The 16,853-nt window shown below is 63.6% G+C and carries 17 protein-coding genes; 9 read left to right on the top strand and 8 right to left on the bottom strand.

The window, feature by feature from the left end; genetic code table 11:
- The first annotated feature begins 30 nt into the window (after positions 1 to 30).
- Positions 31 to 675 (top strand): carbonic anhydrase, encoded by a 645-nt coding sequence (locus tag JJC00_RS02315; RefSeq protein WP_200471157.1) that lies wholly within the window; start codon positions 31 to 33, stop codon positions 673 to 675.
- A gap of 101 nt (positions 676 to 776) precedes the next feature.
- A complete protein-coding gene (locus tag JJC00_RS02310; protein ID WP_200468305.1) occupies positions 777 to 2,060 on the top strand; it encodes an IS701 family transposase in 1,284 nt (427 codons plus the stop codon).
- A gap of 277 nt (positions 2,061 to 2,337) precedes the next feature.
- On the opposite strand, the gene JJC00_RS02305 is transcribed toward JJC00_RS02310, so the two are convergent.
- The gene (locus JJC00_RS02305) at positions 2,338 to 3,372 is read right to left on the bottom strand and encodes an aspartate-semialdehyde dehydrogenase (protein WP_200471156.1); all 1,035 of its coding nucleotides are present in this window, start codon (positions 3,370 to 3,372) and stop codon (positions 2,338 to 2,340) included.
- A 116-nt stretch (positions 3,373 to 3,488) separates the two neighbouring features.
- Here JJC00_RS02305 and JJC00_RS02300 point away from each other — a divergent pair, with 116 nt between their 5' ends.
- A complete protein-coding gene (locus JJC00_RS02300; RefSeq protein ID WP_200471155.1) occupies positions 3,489 to 4,277 on the top strand; it encodes a hypothetical protein in 789 nt (262 codons plus the stop codon).
- Between the two features lie 157 nt (positions 4,278 to 4,434).
- The gene (locus tag JJC00_RS02295; protein WP_200471154.1) at positions 4,435 to 4,821 is read left to right on the top strand and encodes a hypothetical protein; all 387 of its coding nucleotides are present in this window, start codon (positions 4,435 to 4,437) and stop codon (positions 4,819 to 4,821) included.
- Positions 4,822 to 4,892: 71 nt separating this feature from the next.
- Here JJC00_RS02295 and JJC00_RS02290 read toward each other — a convergent pair whose 3' ends face one another.
- Positions 4,893 to 5,531, bottom strand: coding sequence for a DapH/DapD/GlmU-related protein (locus JJC00_RS02290; protein WP_200471153.1), 639 nt, complete (start codon positions 5,529 to 5,531; stop codon positions 4,893 to 4,895).
- A gap of 119 nt (positions 5,532 to 5,650) precedes the next feature.
- On the opposite strand from JJC00_RS02290, the gene JJC00_RS02285 reads away from it, so the two are divergent.
- Complete coding sequence (locus JJC00_RS02285; protein WP_200468305.1) at positions 5,651 to 6,934, top strand: IS701 family transposase; 1,284 nt, start codon at positions 5,651 to 5,653, stop codon at positions 6,932 to 6,934.
- Positions 6,935 to 7,191: 257 nt separating this feature from the next.
- On the opposite strand, the gene leuB is transcribed toward JJC00_RS02285, so the two are convergent.
- Positions 7,192 to 8,304, bottom strand: coding sequence for a 3-isopropylmalate dehydrogenase (gene leuB, locus JJC00_RS02280; protein ID WP_200471152.1), 1,113 nt, complete (start codon positions 8,302 to 8,304; stop codon positions 7,192 to 7,194).
- A 132-nt stretch (positions 8,305 to 8,436) separates the two neighbouring features.
- On the opposite strand from leuB, the gene JJC00_RS02275 reads away from it, so the two are divergent.
- Positions 8,437 to 9,639 carry a YbfB/YjiJ family MFS transporter gene (locus tag JJC00_RS02275; protein ID WP_200471151.1) on the top strand — a complete coding sequence of 401 codons (1,203 nt, stop codon included), beginning with the start codon at positions 8,437 to 8,439 and terminating at the stop codon, positions 9,637 to 9,639.
- 52 nt (positions 9,640 to 9,691) lie between these two features.
- On the opposite strand, the gene JJC00_RS02270 is transcribed toward JJC00_RS02275, so the two are convergent.
- From JJC00_RS02270 to JJC00_RS02255, 4 genes are all read right to left on the bottom strand, one after another.
- The gene (locus tag JJC00_RS02270; RefSeq protein ID WP_200471150.1) at positions 9,692 to 10,474 is read right to left on the bottom strand and encodes a molybdopterin-binding protein; all 783 of its coding nucleotides are present in this window, start codon (positions 10,472 to 10,474) and stop codon (positions 9,692 to 9,694) included.
- An 11-nt stretch (positions 10,475 to 10,485) separates the two neighbouring features.
- Positions 10,486 to 11,115, bottom strand: coding sequence for a cytochrome b/b6 domain-containing protein (locus JJC00_RS02265; RefSeq protein WP_200471149.1), 630 nt, complete (start codon positions 11,113 to 11,115; stop codon positions 10,486 to 10,488).
- Positions 11,116 to 11,287: 172 nt separating this feature from the next.
- Entirely contained in the window at positions 11,288 to 11,842 is a 555-nt protein-coding gene (locus JJC00_RS02260) for a fasciclin domain-containing protein (RefSeq protein ID WP_200471148.1), read from the bottom strand.
- A gap of 322 nt (positions 11,843 to 12,164) precedes the next feature.
- Positions 12,165 to 12,926 carry an SDR family oxidoreductase gene (locus JJC00_RS02255; RefSeq protein ID WP_200471147.1) on the bottom strand — a complete coding sequence of 254 codons (762 nt, stop codon included), beginning with the start codon at positions 12,924 to 12,926 and terminating at the stop codon, positions 12,165 to 12,167.
- Positions 12,927 to 13,021: 95 nt separating this feature from the next.
- On the opposite strand from JJC00_RS02255, the gene JJC00_RS02250 reads away from it, so the two are divergent.
- Positions 13,022 to 14,551, top strand: coding sequence for a malonate--CoA ligase (locus JJC00_RS02250; protein ID WP_200471146.1), 1,530 nt, complete (start codon positions 13,022 to 13,024; stop codon positions 14,549 to 14,551).
- 118 nt (positions 14,552 to 14,669) lie between these two features.
- Here JJC00_RS02250 and JJC00_RS02245 read toward each other — a convergent pair whose 3' ends face one another.
- Positions 14,670 to 15,530, bottom strand: coding sequence for a sulfite exporter TauE/SafE family protein (locus JJC00_RS02245; RefSeq protein ID WP_200471145.1), 861 nt, complete (start codon positions 15,528 to 15,530; stop codon positions 14,670 to 14,672).
- Between the two features lie 520 nt (positions 15,531 to 16,050).
- On the opposite strand from JJC00_RS02245, the gene sdhC reads away from it, so the two are divergent.
- Both sdhC and sdhD read left to right on the top strand, forming a co-directional pair.
- The gene (sdhC, locus tag JJC00_RS02240; protein ID WP_200471144.1) at positions 16,051 to 16,449 is read left to right on the top strand and encodes a succinate dehydrogenase, cytochrome b556 subunit; all 399 of its coding nucleotides are present in this window, start codon (positions 16,051 to 16,053) and stop codon (positions 16,447 to 16,449) included.
- Positions 16,446 to 16,850: a succinate dehydrogenase, hydrophobic membrane anchor protein gene (sdhD, locus tag JJC00_RS02235; protein ID WP_200471143.1), complete on the top strand. Its 405-nt coding sequence runs from the start codon at positions 16,446 to 16,448 to the stop codon at positions 16,848 to 16,850. The genes sdhC and sdhD overlap by 4 nt, the downstream gene beginning before the upstream one ends.
- Positions 16,851 to 16,853: the final 3 nt, after the last annotated feature.

Here is a 16,853-nt window from a genome sequence, read left to right as displayed (position 1 = left end):
GCGTTACCGGTATATGATTAGGCATAGGCCATGATCACATTCCCGAAGCATTTGCTGGAAGGCTACAACGCCTTCGCCACCCAGCGGCTGCCGGCCGAGCAGAACCGCTATCGCGAGCTGTCGGTGAAGGGACAGTTCCCGGAAGTGATGGTGATCGGCTGCTGCGATAGCCGTGTCGCACCGGAAACCATTTTTGACGTCGGCCCCGGCGCATTGTTCGTGGTCCGCAACATCGCCAACCTGGTGCCGGTGTATCAGCCCGACGGCAACGCGCACGGCGTTTCGGCCGCGCTCGAATATGCCGTCACCGTGCTGAAGGTGAAGCACATCGTCGTGCTCGGCCACGCGCAATGCGGCGGCATCCGCGCCTTCGTCGACAAGATCGAGCCGCTGACGCCGGGCGATTTCATCGGCAAATGGATGCAGATGTTCATCAAGCCGGGCGAAGTGGTCGAACAGCGCACCCACGAGACCATGGCGCAATTCGTCGAGCGCATCGAGAAGGCGGCGGTGTTCCGCAGCCTCGAAAACCTGATGACGTTCCCGTTCGTGCGCAAGGCGGTGGAAGCCGGCCAGATGCAATTGCACGGCGCCTATTTCGGCGTCGCGGAGGGAACGCTGTTCGTGCTGGACCAGGGCAGCAAGGAATTCAAGAGCGCGCGGAGCGTGGTCTGAATCGTAGGGTGGGTTAGTACTACTGAGTCAGTTGGTCGCGGCGATTTGGTCTGAGAATCAAGTATCTGTTGAGATTCATATATTGGCGCGCGGAGAGCCAGATGAGTGTCAACAATCACCGGGAAGCCGAAGAGCGTTTTGGGGCTTACGTAGACGGTCTTTCGAGCGTGATCGGTCATCCGAGACGTAGGCGACAGTTGCGCGATTATTGCACTGGGTTGGTGCTCCCCGGCGAACGCAAGAGCGTGGAACCGTTGGCGGCGCGAACGGATCCGGCGCGGACGGCTGCTCAGCACCAGTCGTTGCTGCACTTTGTGGGGAATGCATGCTGGTCCGACGAGGACGTGCTGGCGAAGGTCCGCCAGATGGTGCTGCCGGCGCTGGAGAAGGACGGGCCAATCGAGGCCTGGATCATCGACGACACCTCGTTTCCCAAGCAGGGCAAGCATTCGGTCGGCGTGCATCACCAATATTGCGGTCAACTCGGCAAGCAGGCCAACTGCCAGGTGGCGGTGTCGCTGTCGATCGCCAGTCGTACCGGCAGCCTTCCGGTCGACTACCGGCTGTACCTTCCGGAGACCTGGGCCAAGGATCGTGCACGGCGAAAGAAGGCAGGCATTCCGAAGGAGATCAAGTTCAAGACCAAGCCGGAGATCGCACTCGATCAGATACGACGGGCATGCGAGGCCAGCCTGCCGCGCGGCGTTGCCTTGATGGATGCCGCTTACGGCAGGGACGCGCGGCTGCGTGCAGGCATGTCGGAGTTGAACGTGTCTTACGTGGCCGGCATTGTGCCAACTATTTTGATGTGGGGGCCTGGCGCCGGCCCGCGGCGCATGGACAAGCCGATGAACAATACCGGCCGGCGCGACGAGCCTGAGTTGGTCACGGCCAAGACACTGGCCCTCGGTCTGCCCAAGCTTGAATGGTGCACGGTGAAGTGGCGGGAGGGCTCGGCCGAGCAGCTCACCTCGCGCTTTGCTCGTGTTCGCGTGCGTGTTGGGTCCAACAAGCTCATCCCGGAGAAATCGTCGGCGGAGTGGCTGTTGATCGAATGGCCGAAGAGCGAAGCTGAGCCGACCAGATACTGGCTCTCCACGCTGCCGGAGACCATCAGCTTCACGCGGCTCGTCGATCTGGCGAAACTGCGCTGGCGCATCGAGCGCGATTACCAGGAGCTCAAGCAAGAGGTCGGGCTGGGTCACTACGAGGGGCGCGGCTGGCGGGGCTTCCATCATCACGCGACCCTGTGCATCGCCGCTTACGGCTTCCTGGTCGCCGAGCGGGCGACGATTCCCCCCTCAGGACCTCGTTGCGCCCCGCCGCTCCCGGCACCTCGCTTACCCGACGACTATCGACCCCGCGGATCCGCCCTGGCGGCCTGAGCGCCACGTCCCAAACTCGATTGCAACTGTGCGCGCGCGCTTGATCCGGGCGCTGAGCAGAATAATCATGCGATGCCCGTGCTGTGGCGCCGTCCGTCGAGACCGCCCAAAACTCCTCTTGTGACGCAGTAAAATTAGCCCGCGGATTGCGCGAAGCGCAAACCGCTCGGCGTAACCCACCACTGTAAATCTCCGCGGTGAAAGAGCTGGTGGGTTACGCCGAGCGGTTTGCGCTTCGCGCAATCCGCGGGGCTAACCCACCCTACGGCAGCTCGGCTTACGCCGCCTTCTTCTTCGCGGCTATCAGCTTGCGGTTGATCAGCACTTCCGCGATCTGGATCGCGTTGAGGGCTGCGCCCTTGCGCAGATTGTCCGACACGCACCAGAGCACGAGGCCGTTCTCCACCGTCGCGTCCTCGCGGATGCGGCTGACGTAGGTGGCGTCCTCGCCGGCCGCTTCGTACGGCGTGGCGTAGCCGCCGGGCTCCTGCTTGTCGATGACGAGGCAGCCGGGCGACTTGCGCAGGATCTCGCGCGCTTCATCCGCGCTGATCGGATTCTCGAACTCGATGTTGACGGCCTCGGAATGGCCGACGAACACCGGCACGCGCACGCAGGTCGCGGAGAGCTTGATCTTGGGATCAAGAATCTTCTTGGTCTCCGCCATCATCTTCCACTCTTCCTTGGTGTAGCCGTCCTCCATGAAGACGTCGATGTGGGGAATGACGTTGAAGGCGATGCGCTTGGGGAATTTCTTCGCGATCAGCTCGCTATTGGTATAGACGGCCTTGGTCTGCGAGAACAATTCATCCATGCCGTCCTTGCCGGCACCCGACACCGATTGATAGGTCGACACCACGACGCGCTTGATGTTGGCCTTGTCATGCAGCGGCTTGAGCGCGACCACGAGCTGCGCGGTCGAGCAATTCGGGTTGGCGATGATGTTCTTGCTCTTGAAGCCGGCGGTCGCATCCGCATTCACCTCCGGCACGATCAGCGGCACGTCCGGATCCATGCGCCAGGCCGAGGAATTGTCGATCACGACCGCGCCGGCCGCGCCGATCTTCGGCGACCATTCCTTCGACACCTCGCCGCCCGCCGACATCAGGCAGATGTCGACATCGGAGAAATCATAGTGCTCGAGCGCCTTGCACTTCAGGGTGCGGTCGCCATAGGAGACCTCGACGCCGACGCTGCGGCGTGACGCCAGGGCCACGACCTCATCCGCGGGGAATTTGCGCTCATCCAGAATGCTGAGCATTTCCCGTCCGACATTGCCGGTCGCGCCGACGACTGCGACTTTGTAACCCATCGTTCACTCTCCGATGAAAAAGCCCGTTCCTGAAGCTGACGCTTAAACAGGAAGAGCAGCGCTTCTATGCGAGAACCGGCCTCAAGACAACGTTGGACCCTGCCTGAAGGCCGTGGATGCAGTCGCCTGAGGCCGGCACGGCCGCAACCCCCACCCAGATCCATCTGGCGCTCGCCAATTTCGCCGACGAGGTCGTCGGCACGCTGGCGCGCCTGTTCGCCTATGTGGGGGCGCTCGCGCTGTTTGCCATCCTTGCGCTTGCCGGGCTCGGCCAGTTGCCGGATTTGCGCGTCGACGAGCCCGCGGAGAAGCCCACTTGGTCCGATGCCTCCCGCTCGCATCCGGCCTTCGCCCTCAGCAAGCTCGATTCATCAGAGAAACCAGCCTCTTACACCATTTTTAGGCACCCCGAAGGCGGCCGCAGGGACGTGATGCGCTGGACCGGCGACGCCGACAAGCCCGTGGCCGAGCTCGAGATCTACCGGGAAGGCAGCGAATTCGACGTGACGCGGCCGGCGACCGCGGGCCTGGCCGTCCAGATGGGCCTGGGTGCAGCCTCCACGCTCGAGCAGGCCGGGCTGATCGACACCAAATTCGGTCCCGTCGCCCTGTTCCGGCCAACCGGTACAGCGGATGGGACGCAATCCTGCCTGGGCTACCTCAAGCGCAACGAGGAGCCCGGCTTGCAGATCTCCGGCTTCTCTTGCCAGGGCGACACCATGCCGGCCCGGCGCGCGGCGATCGCCTGCACCCTGAACCGGCTGACGCAGCTCGCCTCCGGCAACGAGCCGAAGCTGGCGGAATTCTTCGCCCATGCGGAGCTGAAGCGCCGCTCCTGCGACGCCGGCGGCCCGGCGGACTGGCTGCTGGGCGCCGCGAACGCGCAATTGCGCGGCGCGCTTTGACCGGCATCAAGCTCAAGTAGCTGGTATCCATGCAACTTTTGCCGGCGCGCACGATTATTCCGGCGCGGTGTGACTGAATTGACCTAGTTGCCGCCACCCCGGCCGGGCTAGTATGGGCGTGAAATCGACTGGCGGCCTGCCGCCTGAAGGGGACGTGATGAGCTCGAATTTTTTTGCCGCGAACAAACTGGCTGCGTGGCTTGCGGCGGGCGCCGTGGTTGCCGTGGCCTTCGCTGCGCCGGCATCGGCCGACACCAAGACCAAGCAGCGCTATGACGATCGCGGCCGGCCCGTCTACGGCCCGAGCGGCCCCAATGCGGTCTACCAGCAGGGCCGCACCCGTATTTACGTGAGCAAGCGCTCCTGGCTCGACGGGGGCACCGAGGTCAATCCGGGCGACCGCAAGTTTTCCGACTACGCCTTCCCGCCGGCGGTGGGCTATCCGTCCTTCGCGCGCGAAAACCTCAACCGCCCGATCGATCGCCAGCCGCTCTCGACGCCGGCCGACGTCGGCGGCTATCCGCAGAATTTCCCGCTGTACTGAGCGGATGTGACGACCGAATCAAAAGGCCGGGCTCACGCCCGGCTTTTTTGTTGATGCGAGACGCGTCCGCTTCACGCGTTGGCCGCGGGGTCGTAGCGCCTGCAAAATTCGTCGATCGCCTCGGAGCGGAAATCGGCGAGGCGTTCGAAGATGAGCTCATCCGGCCAGTCCCACCAGGCGATGCGGCGCAGGCTTTCCGCGACGGAATCCTCAAATCGCTTGCGGATGGGACGCGCGGGGACGCCACCGACGATGGTGTAGGGCGCGACATCGCGGCTGACGACCGCGCCCGCGGCGATCACCGCGCCGTCGCCGACGGTCACGCCAGGCAGCAAGATCGCGGCGTGACCGATCCAGACATCATTGCCGACGATGACGCGATCTCCGCGCCGGTCCGCGAAGAAGTCGCGGTCGCGGCTCGCCGTCGCGTCGTAATATTCGGGGCAATAGGTGAAGCGATGCTGCGACGGCCGGCCCATCGGATGGTTCGGCGCGCCGATCCGCACCGAATTGGCGATGGCGGTGAACTTGCCGATCACGGCATCGGCGACGTCGCAATTCTCGCCGAGATAGGAGTAGTCGCCGAGCACGGCATATTCGATGCGCGTATGGCTGAGGATCTCGCAGCGCCGCCCGATCTGCGCCTCGCGCTGGCGCACCGTTTCATGGATGATGGTTTCCGCGATCTTCGGACGGGGTGATGCATCCATGAGGTCACTCCGAGCAGGTGCGTAGGGTGGGTTAGTACTACTGAGTCAGTTGGTCGCGGCGATTTGGTCTGAGAATCAAGTATCTGTTGAGATTCATATATTGGCGCGCGGAGAGCCAGATGAGTGTCAACAATCACCGGGAAGCCGAAGAGCGTTTTGGGGCTTACGTAGACGGTCTTTCGAGCGTGATCGGTCATCCGAGACGTAGGCGACAGTTGCGCGATTATTGCACTGGGTTGGTGCTCCCCGGCGAACGCAAGAGCGTGGAACCGTTGGCGGCGCGAACGGATCCGGCGCGGACGGCTGCTCAGCACCAGTCGTTGCTGCACTTTGTGGGGAATGCATGCTGGTCCGACGAGGACGTGCTGGCGAAGGTCCGCCAGATGGTGCTGCCGGCGCTGGAGAAGGACGGGCCAATCGAGGCCTGGATCATCGACGACACCTCGTTTCCCAAGCAGGGCAAGCATTCGGTCGGCGTGCATCACCAATATTGCGGTCAACTCGGCAAGCAGGCCAACTGCCAGGTGGCGGTGTCGCTGTCGATCGCCAGTCGTACCGGCAGCCTTCCGGTCGACTACCGGCTGTACCTTCCGGAGACCTGGGCCAAGGATCGTGCACGGCGAAAGAAGGCAGGCATTCCGAAGGAGATCAAGTTCAAGACCAAGCCGGAGATCGCACTCGATCAGATACGACGGGCATGCGAGGCCAGCCTGCCGCGCGGCGTTGCCTTGATGGATGCCGCTTACGGCAGGGACGCGCGGCTGCGTGCAGGCATGTCGGAGTTGAACGTGTCTTACGTGGCCGGCATTGTGCCAACTATTTTGATGTGGGGGCCTGGCGCCGGCCCGCGGCGCATGGACAAGCCGATGAACAATACCGGCCGGCGCGACGAGCCTGAGTTGGTCACGGCCAAGACACTGGCCCTCGGTCTGCCCAAGCTTGAATGGTGCACGGTGAAGTGGCGGGAGGGCTCGGCCGAGCAGCTCACCTCGCGCTTTGCTCGTGTTCGCGTGCGTGTTGGGTCCAACAAGCTCATCCCGGAGAAATCGTCGGCGGAGTGGCTGTTGATCGAATGGCCGAAGAGCGAAGCTGAGCCGACCAGATACTGGCTCTCCACGCTGCCGGAGACCATCAGCTTCACGCGGCTCGTCGATCTGGCGAAACTGCGCTGGCGCATCGAGCGCGATTACCAGGAGCTCAAGCAAGAGGTCGGGCTGGGTCACTACGAGGGGCGCGGCTGGCGGGGCTTCCATCATCACGCGACCCTGTGCATCGCCGCTTACGGCTTCCTGGTCGCCGAGCGGGCGACGATTCCCCCCTCAGGACCTCGTTGCGCCCCGCCGCTCCCGGCACCTCGCTTACCCGACGACTATCGACCCCGCGGATCCGCCCTGGCGGCCTGAGCGCCACGTCCCAAACTCGATTGCAACTGTGCGCGCGCGCTTGATCCGGGCGCTGAGCAGAATAATCATGCGATGCCCGTGCTGTGGCGCCGTCCGTCGAGACCGCCCAAAACTCCTCTTGTGACGCAGTAAAATTAGCCGAAGGCGTAACCCACCACTTTGGTTTCCGCGGAGACAGAAGCGGTGGGTTACGCCCAGCGAACCGCGCTTCGCGCGGTCCGCAGGGCTAACCCACCCTACGAGTGCTGTGCTTGTCGTCAGGCGTGCAGCTTCTGCAGTTCCTTCAGGATCGCTTCGCCCATCTGCGTGGTCGAGGCGGCGGTGGTGCCTTCCGACTTGATGTCGGCGGTGCGCAGGCCACTGGCGAGCACCGCGGCGATCGCGGCGTCGACCTTGTCGGCGAGCGCGCCCATGTCGAAGGAATAACGCAGCGCCATGCCGAAGGACGAGATCATCGCGATCGGATTGGCGAGACCCTGGCCTGCGATATCAGGCGCCGAACCGTGCACGGGCTCGTACAGGGCCTTGCGCTTCTTGGTCTTGACGTCGACCTCGCCGAGCGAGGCCGAGGGCAGCATGCCGAGCGAGCCGGTGAGCATCGCGGCGATGTCGGACAGCATGTCGCCGAACAGATTGTCGGTAACGATGACGTCGAACTGCTTCGGCCATTTCACCAGCATCATGCCGCCGGAATCAGCAAGCTGGTGCTCGAGCATGACATCGGGATATTCGCGCTTGTGGACCTGGGTCGTGACCTCGTTCCAGAGCACGCCCGACTTCATGACGTTGCGTTTCTCCATCGACGTCACCTTGTTCTTGCGCTTCCTGGCAAGCTCGAAGGCGACGCGGCCGATGCGCTCGATCTCATAGGTGTCGTAGACCTGGGTATCGATGGCGCGCTTCTGGCCGTTGCCGAGATCGGTGATGGTCTTGGGCTCGCCGAAATAGACGCCACCGGTGAGCTCGCGCACGATGACGATGTCGAGACCCTCGACCGCCTCGCGCTTCAGGCTGGAAGCATCGGCCAGCGCCGGATAGCAGACCGCCGGGCGGAGGTTGGCGAACAAAGCGAGATCCTTGCGCAGGCGCAACAAGCCGGCTTCGGGGCGCACCTCGTAAGGAACGGCATCCCACTTCGGGCCGCCGACCGCGCCGAAGATGATGGCGTCGGCTTCCATCGCCTTGGCCATGTCGCCCTCGGAGATCGACACCTTGTGGGCGTCATAGGCGGAGCCGCCGACCAGGCCGGTATCGGTCTCGAATTTGGCGATCCCGGCCGAATTGAGCCAATCGATCAGCCGCTTCACCTCGCCCATCACCTCGGGGCCGATACCGTCGCCGGGGAGCAGCAGCAATTTGTGGGTCGCCATGGTCGTTTCCTCTGAGATCGATTTCGGCCGGAGTGCTAGAGCGGCGTTGCGCGCTTGGCAAGACACCATTGCCGCCGCGCGGCTGTGCAAGGCGGGCAGGGCCTGCCACACTGCGGGACGCCGGAGTACCCCTTGCACGCCCCAGACCGTCTCCCACCCGACGCACATCCCGCGCGGCTGATCTTGACCCTGTCGCTGGCCGCCACCGTCGGGCTCGGCATCGGCCGCTTTGCCTATGCGCTGGTGCTGCCTGACATGCGGGAGGACCTCGGCTGGTCTTACTCGGCGGCGGGTTTCATGAACACCATCAACGCCGTCGGCTACCTCGTGGGCGCGCTGGTGGCGTCCCGACTGATCCAGCGTGTCGGCTGGTCGGCGGCGATCCGCGGCGGAACCGTGGCCTGCGTCGCCGCGCTCGCCACCTGCGCGCTGACAGGCAATTTCATCGCGCTCAGCCTGGCGCGCCTCGTGCTGGGCCTCGGGGCCGCGGCCGGCTTCGTTGCCGGCGGCGCGCTGGCCGCAACCATCGCGCAATCGCGCCCGGAGCGGGCCAATTTCCTGCTCAGCCTGTTCTATGCCGGCCCGGGTGTCGGCATTCTCTCCTCGGGGCTGATCGCACCGTTCACGCTGCAGCATTTCGGCCCCGGCTCGTGGTGGATGGTGTGGTGGGCGATGACACTGCTCTCGGCCGCGATGACGGTGCCGCTGTTTTTGGTGCGCATCGAGAGCGGCGCGCGCTTCACCGAAGGCGGCCACGCCGCCTTCGCGATCCGTCCCGTGCTGATCTATCTCGCCTCCTACTTCCTGTTCGGCGCCGGCTACATCGCCTACATGACCTTCATGATCGCCTATGTGCGCGACGGCGGTGGCGGGGCTGCGGCGCAGGCGAGATTCTGGGGCTTGATCGGCGTGAGTGCGTTCGTGACGCCCTGGGTCTGGCGTCGCGTGCTCGCGCTCGATCGCGGCGGTCTCGCCACCGCCATCATCCTCGGCACCAACGCGATCGGCGCCAGCCTGCCGATGCTGGGACATTCGACCGCGTGGCTTGGGACCTCGGCGGTGGTGTTCGGCGTCGCCTTCTTCGCCGTCGTCGGCTCGACCACGGCCTTCGTGCGCTTCAACTATCCGCATGAGGAGTGGCCGACCGCGATCGCGGCGATGACGATCTCGTTCGGCATCGGCCAGACGCTCGGCCCGATCGTGGTCGGCGCGATCACGGATGCGCTGGGGAGCTTGAGCTACGCGCTGAATGTCTCGGCGGCGCTGCTGGCGCTGGGCGCGGTGGCGGCGTTGTGTCAGCGGAAGGTGGGGCCAAAAGCTGCGAATGGCGAGTAGCGAGTGGCGAATTGTGAGCCGCAAGCGCGGTTACGACTCGCTATTCGCCCTCTCAGCTCCCGCTGAACGAATTATACCCCTGGTCTTCCCAATAGCCGCCTTTGTAGTCGTTGGTGACTTCCATCGAGACGACGTATTTCGGGTTCTTGAAGCCGAGTTTTGTCGGCACGCGGATCTTCATCGGGAAGCCGTAGGCGCGCGGCAGAATCTCGTTGGCGTATTTGAACGTCATCTGGGTCTGCGGATGCAGCGCGGAGCGCATGTCCAACGGCGAGTTGTAGCCGTCCTTGTCGGCGCACTGGAACCAGACGTATTTCGCGCGCGTGTCGGCGCCGACGAGTTTCAGGAAATCGCGCAAGGGCGTGCCGGTCCAGCTGCCGATCGCGCTCCAGCCTTCGACGCAGATGTGGCGAGTGATTTGCGTGACCTGCGGCAGCTTGTAGAGCTCCGGCAGCGTCCACGACTTCTTGTTGTCGACGAGGCCGCGCACCTCGAGCTTCCAGTCGTCGGCCGCGATCTCCGGCGCGTCGTCGAGATCGTAATAGGCGTTGAACGGGAACGGCTTTGTAATCGCGCTCTCGGGAAACGTCGGGGCCAGTGCGTCGGGATTAAAAATGAAATCCTGCACGGCGTCGTTGAATTTCGAGACTTTTGTCAGAAACGCCTCGGCCGACGAGGAGTCGACCACGTCGCAGCCGGTGAGCAGCGTCAGCGCGCCGAGGCTGGCGCCGCCTGCGATGAAGCGGCGGCGGGTGACATCGGGCATCGTCTTGAGGGAGTCCTTGATCAGCAGCCGCTTGTCGACGCCGGGGATCAGGAATGAACGCTTGGCCATCATCTCCTCCCTTAGCGACCGATGATCATGGCGCGCAGGCTCTTCGGCACCAGCAGCGCAAGCAGGACGTGAATGACGAGGAAAGCGCAGATCGCGGACATGCAGAAGAAATGGACATAGCGCGCGGTCGGATAATCGCCGAACAGCATCACCAGCCAGTGCAATTGCACCGGCTTCCACATCGACAGGCCCGACAGCACGATCAGCACGCCGACGACGATGATGCCGGCATAGAGCGTGCGCTGCACGTAATTGTAGACGGTGAGATCGTCGTGGCCGAGCTTGAAGGTCAGCGCTGCCCTGACGTCGTGGAGCACGCCCGACGGCGTGATGGGCAGTAGCTTTTTGCGGAAGCGACCGGTGGCGAACCCGGTGACGAGATAGGCGAGTCCGTTGATCATCAGCAGCCACATCGCCGCAAAATGCCAAAGCAGGCCGCCACCGAGCCAGCCGCCGAGCGTGTAGTCGCGCGGGAAACTGAAACTGAACAGCGGCGAAGCATTGTAGATCTGCCAGCCCGACAGGATCATCAGGATCATGGCGACGGCGTTGGTCCAGTGCATCACGCGGACCCAGACCGGCTGGATCACCTTGGCGGGCTTGGCGCTGACATGCTCGTCGGTGACTGTGAGGCTCGACATGGTGGTTCCGTCCTGGAAATCGTGTCAGCGATTATACGCCGATCGGGCCGCCTTCGTTACGCCAGACCGCGAATCGAATCGCTGGCTGTGGTGGTCACAATAAAGCGAGCCGGATCTCCCCGGCTCGCCGTTTCGCCGCACCCTGTAGGGGATGAAACAGGGTTGCGCGGTGTTACGTTGCCGGCATCAGCACGGTATCGACCACATGGATCACGCCATTCGACTGGTTGACGTTGGAAATCGTCACCATCGAGGTGCCGCCCTTGGCGTCGACGATCCAGACCTTGCCGTCCTGCTTCTTCACTGTGAGTTCCTCACCCTCGACGGTCTTCAGCTTCTTGCCGTCGGTGAGGTCGGAGGCTTCGAGCTTGCCCGCCACCACATGGTAGGTGAGGATCTTGGTCAGCGCCGCCTTGTTCTCGGGCTTGACCAGGGTGTCGACGGTGCCGGCCGGCAGCTTGCCGAAGGCGGTGTTGGTCGGCGCGAACACCGTGAACGGACCCTTGCCTTCCAGCGTCGGGACGAGGCCGGCCGCCTTCACCGCCGCCACCAGCGTGGTGTGATCCTTCGAGTTGACGGCATTCTGGACGATGTTCTTCGACGGGAACATCGCGGCGCCGCCGACCATGACGGTCTTTTCCTCGGCGCGGGCAGGCGCGATGACGGTCGCGGTGATGGCCAGCGCGCTGAAGGCAGCGGCGGTGAGATAGGAAATGCGCTTCGACATGGAGAAACTCCCGTTTGGATTGTGACCGGCAATGCGCCGGCGTTTGCGTTGGGGCAACAACGGCGGCTGCGACAGTTTGACGTGAGGCAGTAGCGCGTCGTTGGTCCGAACTACGGGAGGGTTTGCGAAGTGGTTTCGAACAATAATTTATCGTGATGCATGAAACTAAGGGGCGTTGAGCCCGTGTGGTCGATCCACCGTCATTGCGAGGAGCCCGCGACAAAATTGCGTAGCAATTTTGCGCTGGTGCGACGAAGCAATCCGGACTGTCTCTGCGGACGCATTCCTGGATTGCTTCGCTTCGCTCGCAATGACGGGCACCTCAATCCCTGTTGTGCGGCGTCTGAATGAACCCGCGATTATGCGTCGGGCTGATCAGGAGCTCGTTGATGCAGACGCGCGGTGGCATCGATGCGATGAACGCGATGGTGCGGCCGAGATCTTCCGACTGCAGCATCTTCGCCTGCTCCTCCTCGCTCGGCACCACCGGGCGCAGCTTCAGGATCGGAGTCGCCACCTCGCCCGGCATCAGGCAGCAGGCGCGCAAGCCATTGACGCATTCGTCCATGTTGAAGGAATGGGTCAGCGCCAGCACCGCATGCTTGGTCGTGGTGTAGGCTGGGCCCGGCATCTTCGAGACGTGGCGGCCGGCCCAGGACGAGACGTTGATGATCGAGCCGTCCTGTTGCTTGCGCATCGTCGGCAGCACCGCGCGCATGCAATAGAGCACGCCGTTGAGATTGACCTGGACCAGCCGGTCCCAGCCCTCCAGTTCCATGTCCTTCCAGTTGCGCTTGGGGACATTGATGCCGGCATTGTTCACGAGCAGGTCGATCCGGCCGTGCTTCGCGACGATGAGATCGGCCGCCTTCTGGGTGTCAGCCGCGACCGCCACGTCCAGCGCGAGCGCCTCGGCGGTCCCGCCGGCCTTGGCGATCTTCGCGACCACGGTCTCCAGGGCGTCCTTGCGGCGGCCGGAGACCACGACGGTCCAGCCGTCGGCCGCGAGCGCCTCGGCGCCGGCCTCACCGATCCCGCTGCCGCCGCCCGTGACCCAGGCCACGCGTTTCCCGTTTTTTGCCATGCCAACTGTCTCCGTTGCTTCATTGGGGCGGTTTTTGCTAATCCAGCCCTCGGTTTTGACCGGCCTTGTCAGTCTTGCGGTCGAGGAAATCTTGCATGAAGCACGCAGCCAACGCCAACCTGTTTTCCCGCCTGTTCGACGGCCTCGATACCCCTGCGCGTCTCGCGATCGAAACGCAGGACGGCGTCCATATCAGCTATGGCGAATTGATCGCGCGGGCCGGGCAAATGGCGAATGTGCTGGTCGCGCGCGGCGTGAGGCCCGGCGACCGCGTCGCGGTGCAGGTGGAAAAATCCGTCGCCAACATCGTGCTGTACCTCGCCACGGTGCGGGCCGGGGCGGTCTATCTGCCGCTCAACACCGCCTATACGCTGAACGAGCTCGATTACTTCATCGGCGATGCCGAGCCGTCGCTGGTGGTCTGTGATCCCGCCAAAGCCGAAGGCCTCGCCCCGATCGCAGCCAAGGTGAGGGCCAAGGTCGAGACGCTCGGAGCTGACGGCAAGGGTTCGCTGACCGACGCAGCCGAGACGGCCAGCAGCGAATTCACGACGGTCCCGCGGACGAACGACGATCTCGCCGCGATCCTCTACACGTCGGGCACCACCGGCCGCTCCAAGGGTGCGATGCTGACGCATGACAATCTCGCGTCGAACTCGCTCTCGCTGGTCGCCTACTGGCGTTTCACCGACAAGGACGTGCTGATCCACGCGCTGCCGATCTACCATACCCACGGCCTGTTCGTGGCGACCAACGTGACGCTGTTCTCGCGGGCATCGATGATCTTCCTGCCGAAGCTCGATCCTGATCTCATCATCAAGCTGATGGCGCGCGCGACCGTGCTGATGGGCGTGCCGACCTTCTATACCCGCCTGCTCCAGAATTCCGCGCTGTCGCGCGAAACCACGAAACATATGCGGCTGTTCATTTCGGGCTCGGCGCCGCTGCTGGCCGAGACCCATCGCGAATGGTCGGCGCGCACGGGCCATGCGGTGCTCGAGCGCTACGGCATGACCGAGACCAACATGAACACGTCGAACCCCTATGACGGCGAGCGCGTGCCTGGCGCGGTCGGCTTTCCCTTGCCCGGCGTCTCCGTGCGCGTGACCGAGCCTGAGACCGGCAAGGAACTGCCGCGCGAGGAGATCGGCATGATCGAGGTCAAGGGCCCGAACGTCTTCAAGGGCTATTGGCGCATGCCGGAGAAGACCAAGTCGGAATTCCGTCCCGACGGTTTCTTCATCACCGGCGACCTCGGCAAGATCGACGACAAGGGCTACGTCCACATTCTCGGCCGCGGCAAGGACCTCGTGATCTCCGGCGGCTTCAACGTCTATCCGAAGGAAATCGAGAGCGAGATCGACGCCATGCCCGGCGTGATCGAATCCGCCGTGATCGGCGTGCCCCATGCCGATTTCGGCGAGGGTGTCACGGCCGTGCTGGTTTGCAACAAGGGCGCCGATATCACCGAAGGCGCGGTGCTGAAGGCGCTCGACGGAAGGCTCGCCAAATTCAAGATGCCCAAGCGCGTCTTCGTCGTCGACGAACTACCGCGCAACACCATGGGCAAGGTGCAAAAGAACGTGCTGCGGGATACGTACAAGGATATTTACGCGAAGAAGTGAGGGGCGCCGCTCTCTCGCTCCGTCATTGCGAGGAGCCCTTGCGACGAAGCAATCCAGGCTGCCTCCGCGGAGATTCTGGATTGCTTCGCTTCGCTCGCAATGACGGAGTTTGTGGCCGCTACTGGCCGCCCAACAGGCTCATCACGAACCTGCTGCCGACGATGAACAGATAACAGCCGAATGCCACTTCGAGGGTGCGCTTCGACATCGCATGCGCGGCTGTTACACCGAGCGGCGCAGTGACAAGGCTCATCGGCATCACCAGCACGGCACCGATCAGTGAGACGTAACCAAGCGCGAACGGGATTTGCAGCGCCGCGACGCTCGGATAAGTCGCAGCCGCGGGCCAGCCCGCATAGATGTAGCCGAGCGCGCCGGGGATCGAGATCAGCACGGCGAGCGCGGATGACGTCGCCACCGCCTGATGGATCGGCCGGCCGTAGAAGGTCATCAGCAGGTTCGAGAACAATCCGCCGCCGATGCCCATCAAGGTCGAGAGAATGCCGACGCAGAAGCCGTAGATGCGCATCAACGGGCCTTCCGGCAGGTCGTCGCCGAGCTTCCAGGTTTCGCGTGCGAAGATGAGACGCGTTGCGGCCGAATAGGCGACGCAGACGAACACGATCTTGAACAGCCGCTCCGGCGCGTAGCGCGCGGCCACGCTGCCGGCGACGACGCCGATCAGGATCGGCAGCCACCACACGCGCAGGATCGACATGTCGACGGCGCCGCGCTTGTAATGTGCCTGGAACGAACGGATCGAGGTCGGGATGATCACCGCAAGCGAGGTGCCGACGCACAGCGGCATGCGCACCTCGAGCGGCACACCGGCAATGCGGAAGCATTCGTAAAACACCGGCACGAGGATCGCGCCGCCGCCGATGCCGAACACGCCGGCGAGGATTCCCGAGAGCGCGCCGACCGCGATCAGCAGCAGCGCGAGCTCGACCAGCTCCTTGATATCAAGACCTGCAATCACCCCTGACCTGCCCCGGCGACTGGTCGCAACATCTCCGAGATGCACGTTCGGATTCGGCTGCGCGCCAAGCTGTAGGCGATCTGATTCCCGCGGTCGACACGCTGCCTCTTCCGGCTGGGGTGGGATGCAGGCTGCGCATATCCGCCGTCGCGCGGAAAATCGATGCGCATGACGAAAATTGGTAACGGGGCATCGGCCAATCGCGCCGACATCGGCGTCATGAACTGACTGGTTCGTACCGTGATTGTCGACCGGCGGGTTAGAGCCGTTCCAATAGTAATTTCAATGCGTCTCGGCGCCGCTCCAAGAGGTGAATGTTCGTTCCGATCTTGGTCGGTGCGCCACCGCGCTGGTATACCAAGCCCCTGATTGGGCTTGGTTCATCAACGCCGTAGCGCTGAACCCCGGTTCGATTTATGGCGATTTGGTGATTGCGCGGGCCAAATCGACTACGTAAATAGAGCCGAACCTTCGCGATCCCCGCGCGCCCCCTGCTGGGCCGCCTAAACATCAAAAGCCCATGACCGCACGGATCGAACGACCGCTTTCACCACACATGCAAGTGTACCGCTGGACGCTCACGATGGCGCTGTCCATCGTCCATCGCGCCACCGGTATCGCCCTCTATGTCGGAACCCTGCTGCTGGCCTGGTGGCTGGTTGCGGCGGCCTCGGGCCCGGCCGCTTACGCCAACGTCCAGGCCTTCACTGGCAGCATCATCGGCCGCCTCATCGTGTTCGGCTACACCTGGGCGTTGATGCACCATATGCTGAGCGGCATCCGGCACCTAGTGTGGGACCTCGGCTACGGCTTCAAGGCCAATGAGCGCGAGGCCCTGACCTGGGGCGCGCTGATCGGCGGTATCGCGCTGACGGTGCTGATCTGGATCATCGCCTACGCGACCGGAGGTGGACGATGAGCACATCCGATACGCCGAAGCGCAGCATGCGCACCCCACTCGGCCGCGTCCGCAATCTGGGCGCTGCGCATTCCGGCACATCCGACTTCTGGCGCCAGCGCCTCACCGCCGTCGCCATGACGCTGCTGATGATCCCGGTGCTGGTGATCATCATGATGCTGCTCGGCCGCAACCAGGCCGGCGCCAAGCAGATCCTCGGCTCGCTGCCGGTCGCCATCATCATGGTGCTCTTCATCGTCGCCAGCGCCTGGCACATGAAGATCGGCATGCAGGTCGTGATCGAGGACTACGTCCACAACGAGAAGCTGAAGCTGGTCTCGATCATGCTCAACAATTTCTTCGCGGCCGCGGTTGCGCTCGCCTCGATCTACGCGATTCTCCAACTTTCATCCGGAGTGTAAGCC

This window comes from Bradyrhizobium diazoefficiens, from assembly GCF_016616885.1.
Lineage (GTDB): Bacteria > Pseudomonadota > Alphaproteobacteria > Rhizobiales > Xanthobacteraceae > Bradyrhizobium > Bradyrhizobium diazoefficiens_F.
This window is presented reverse-complemented; position numbering and strand designations above follow the sequence as displayed.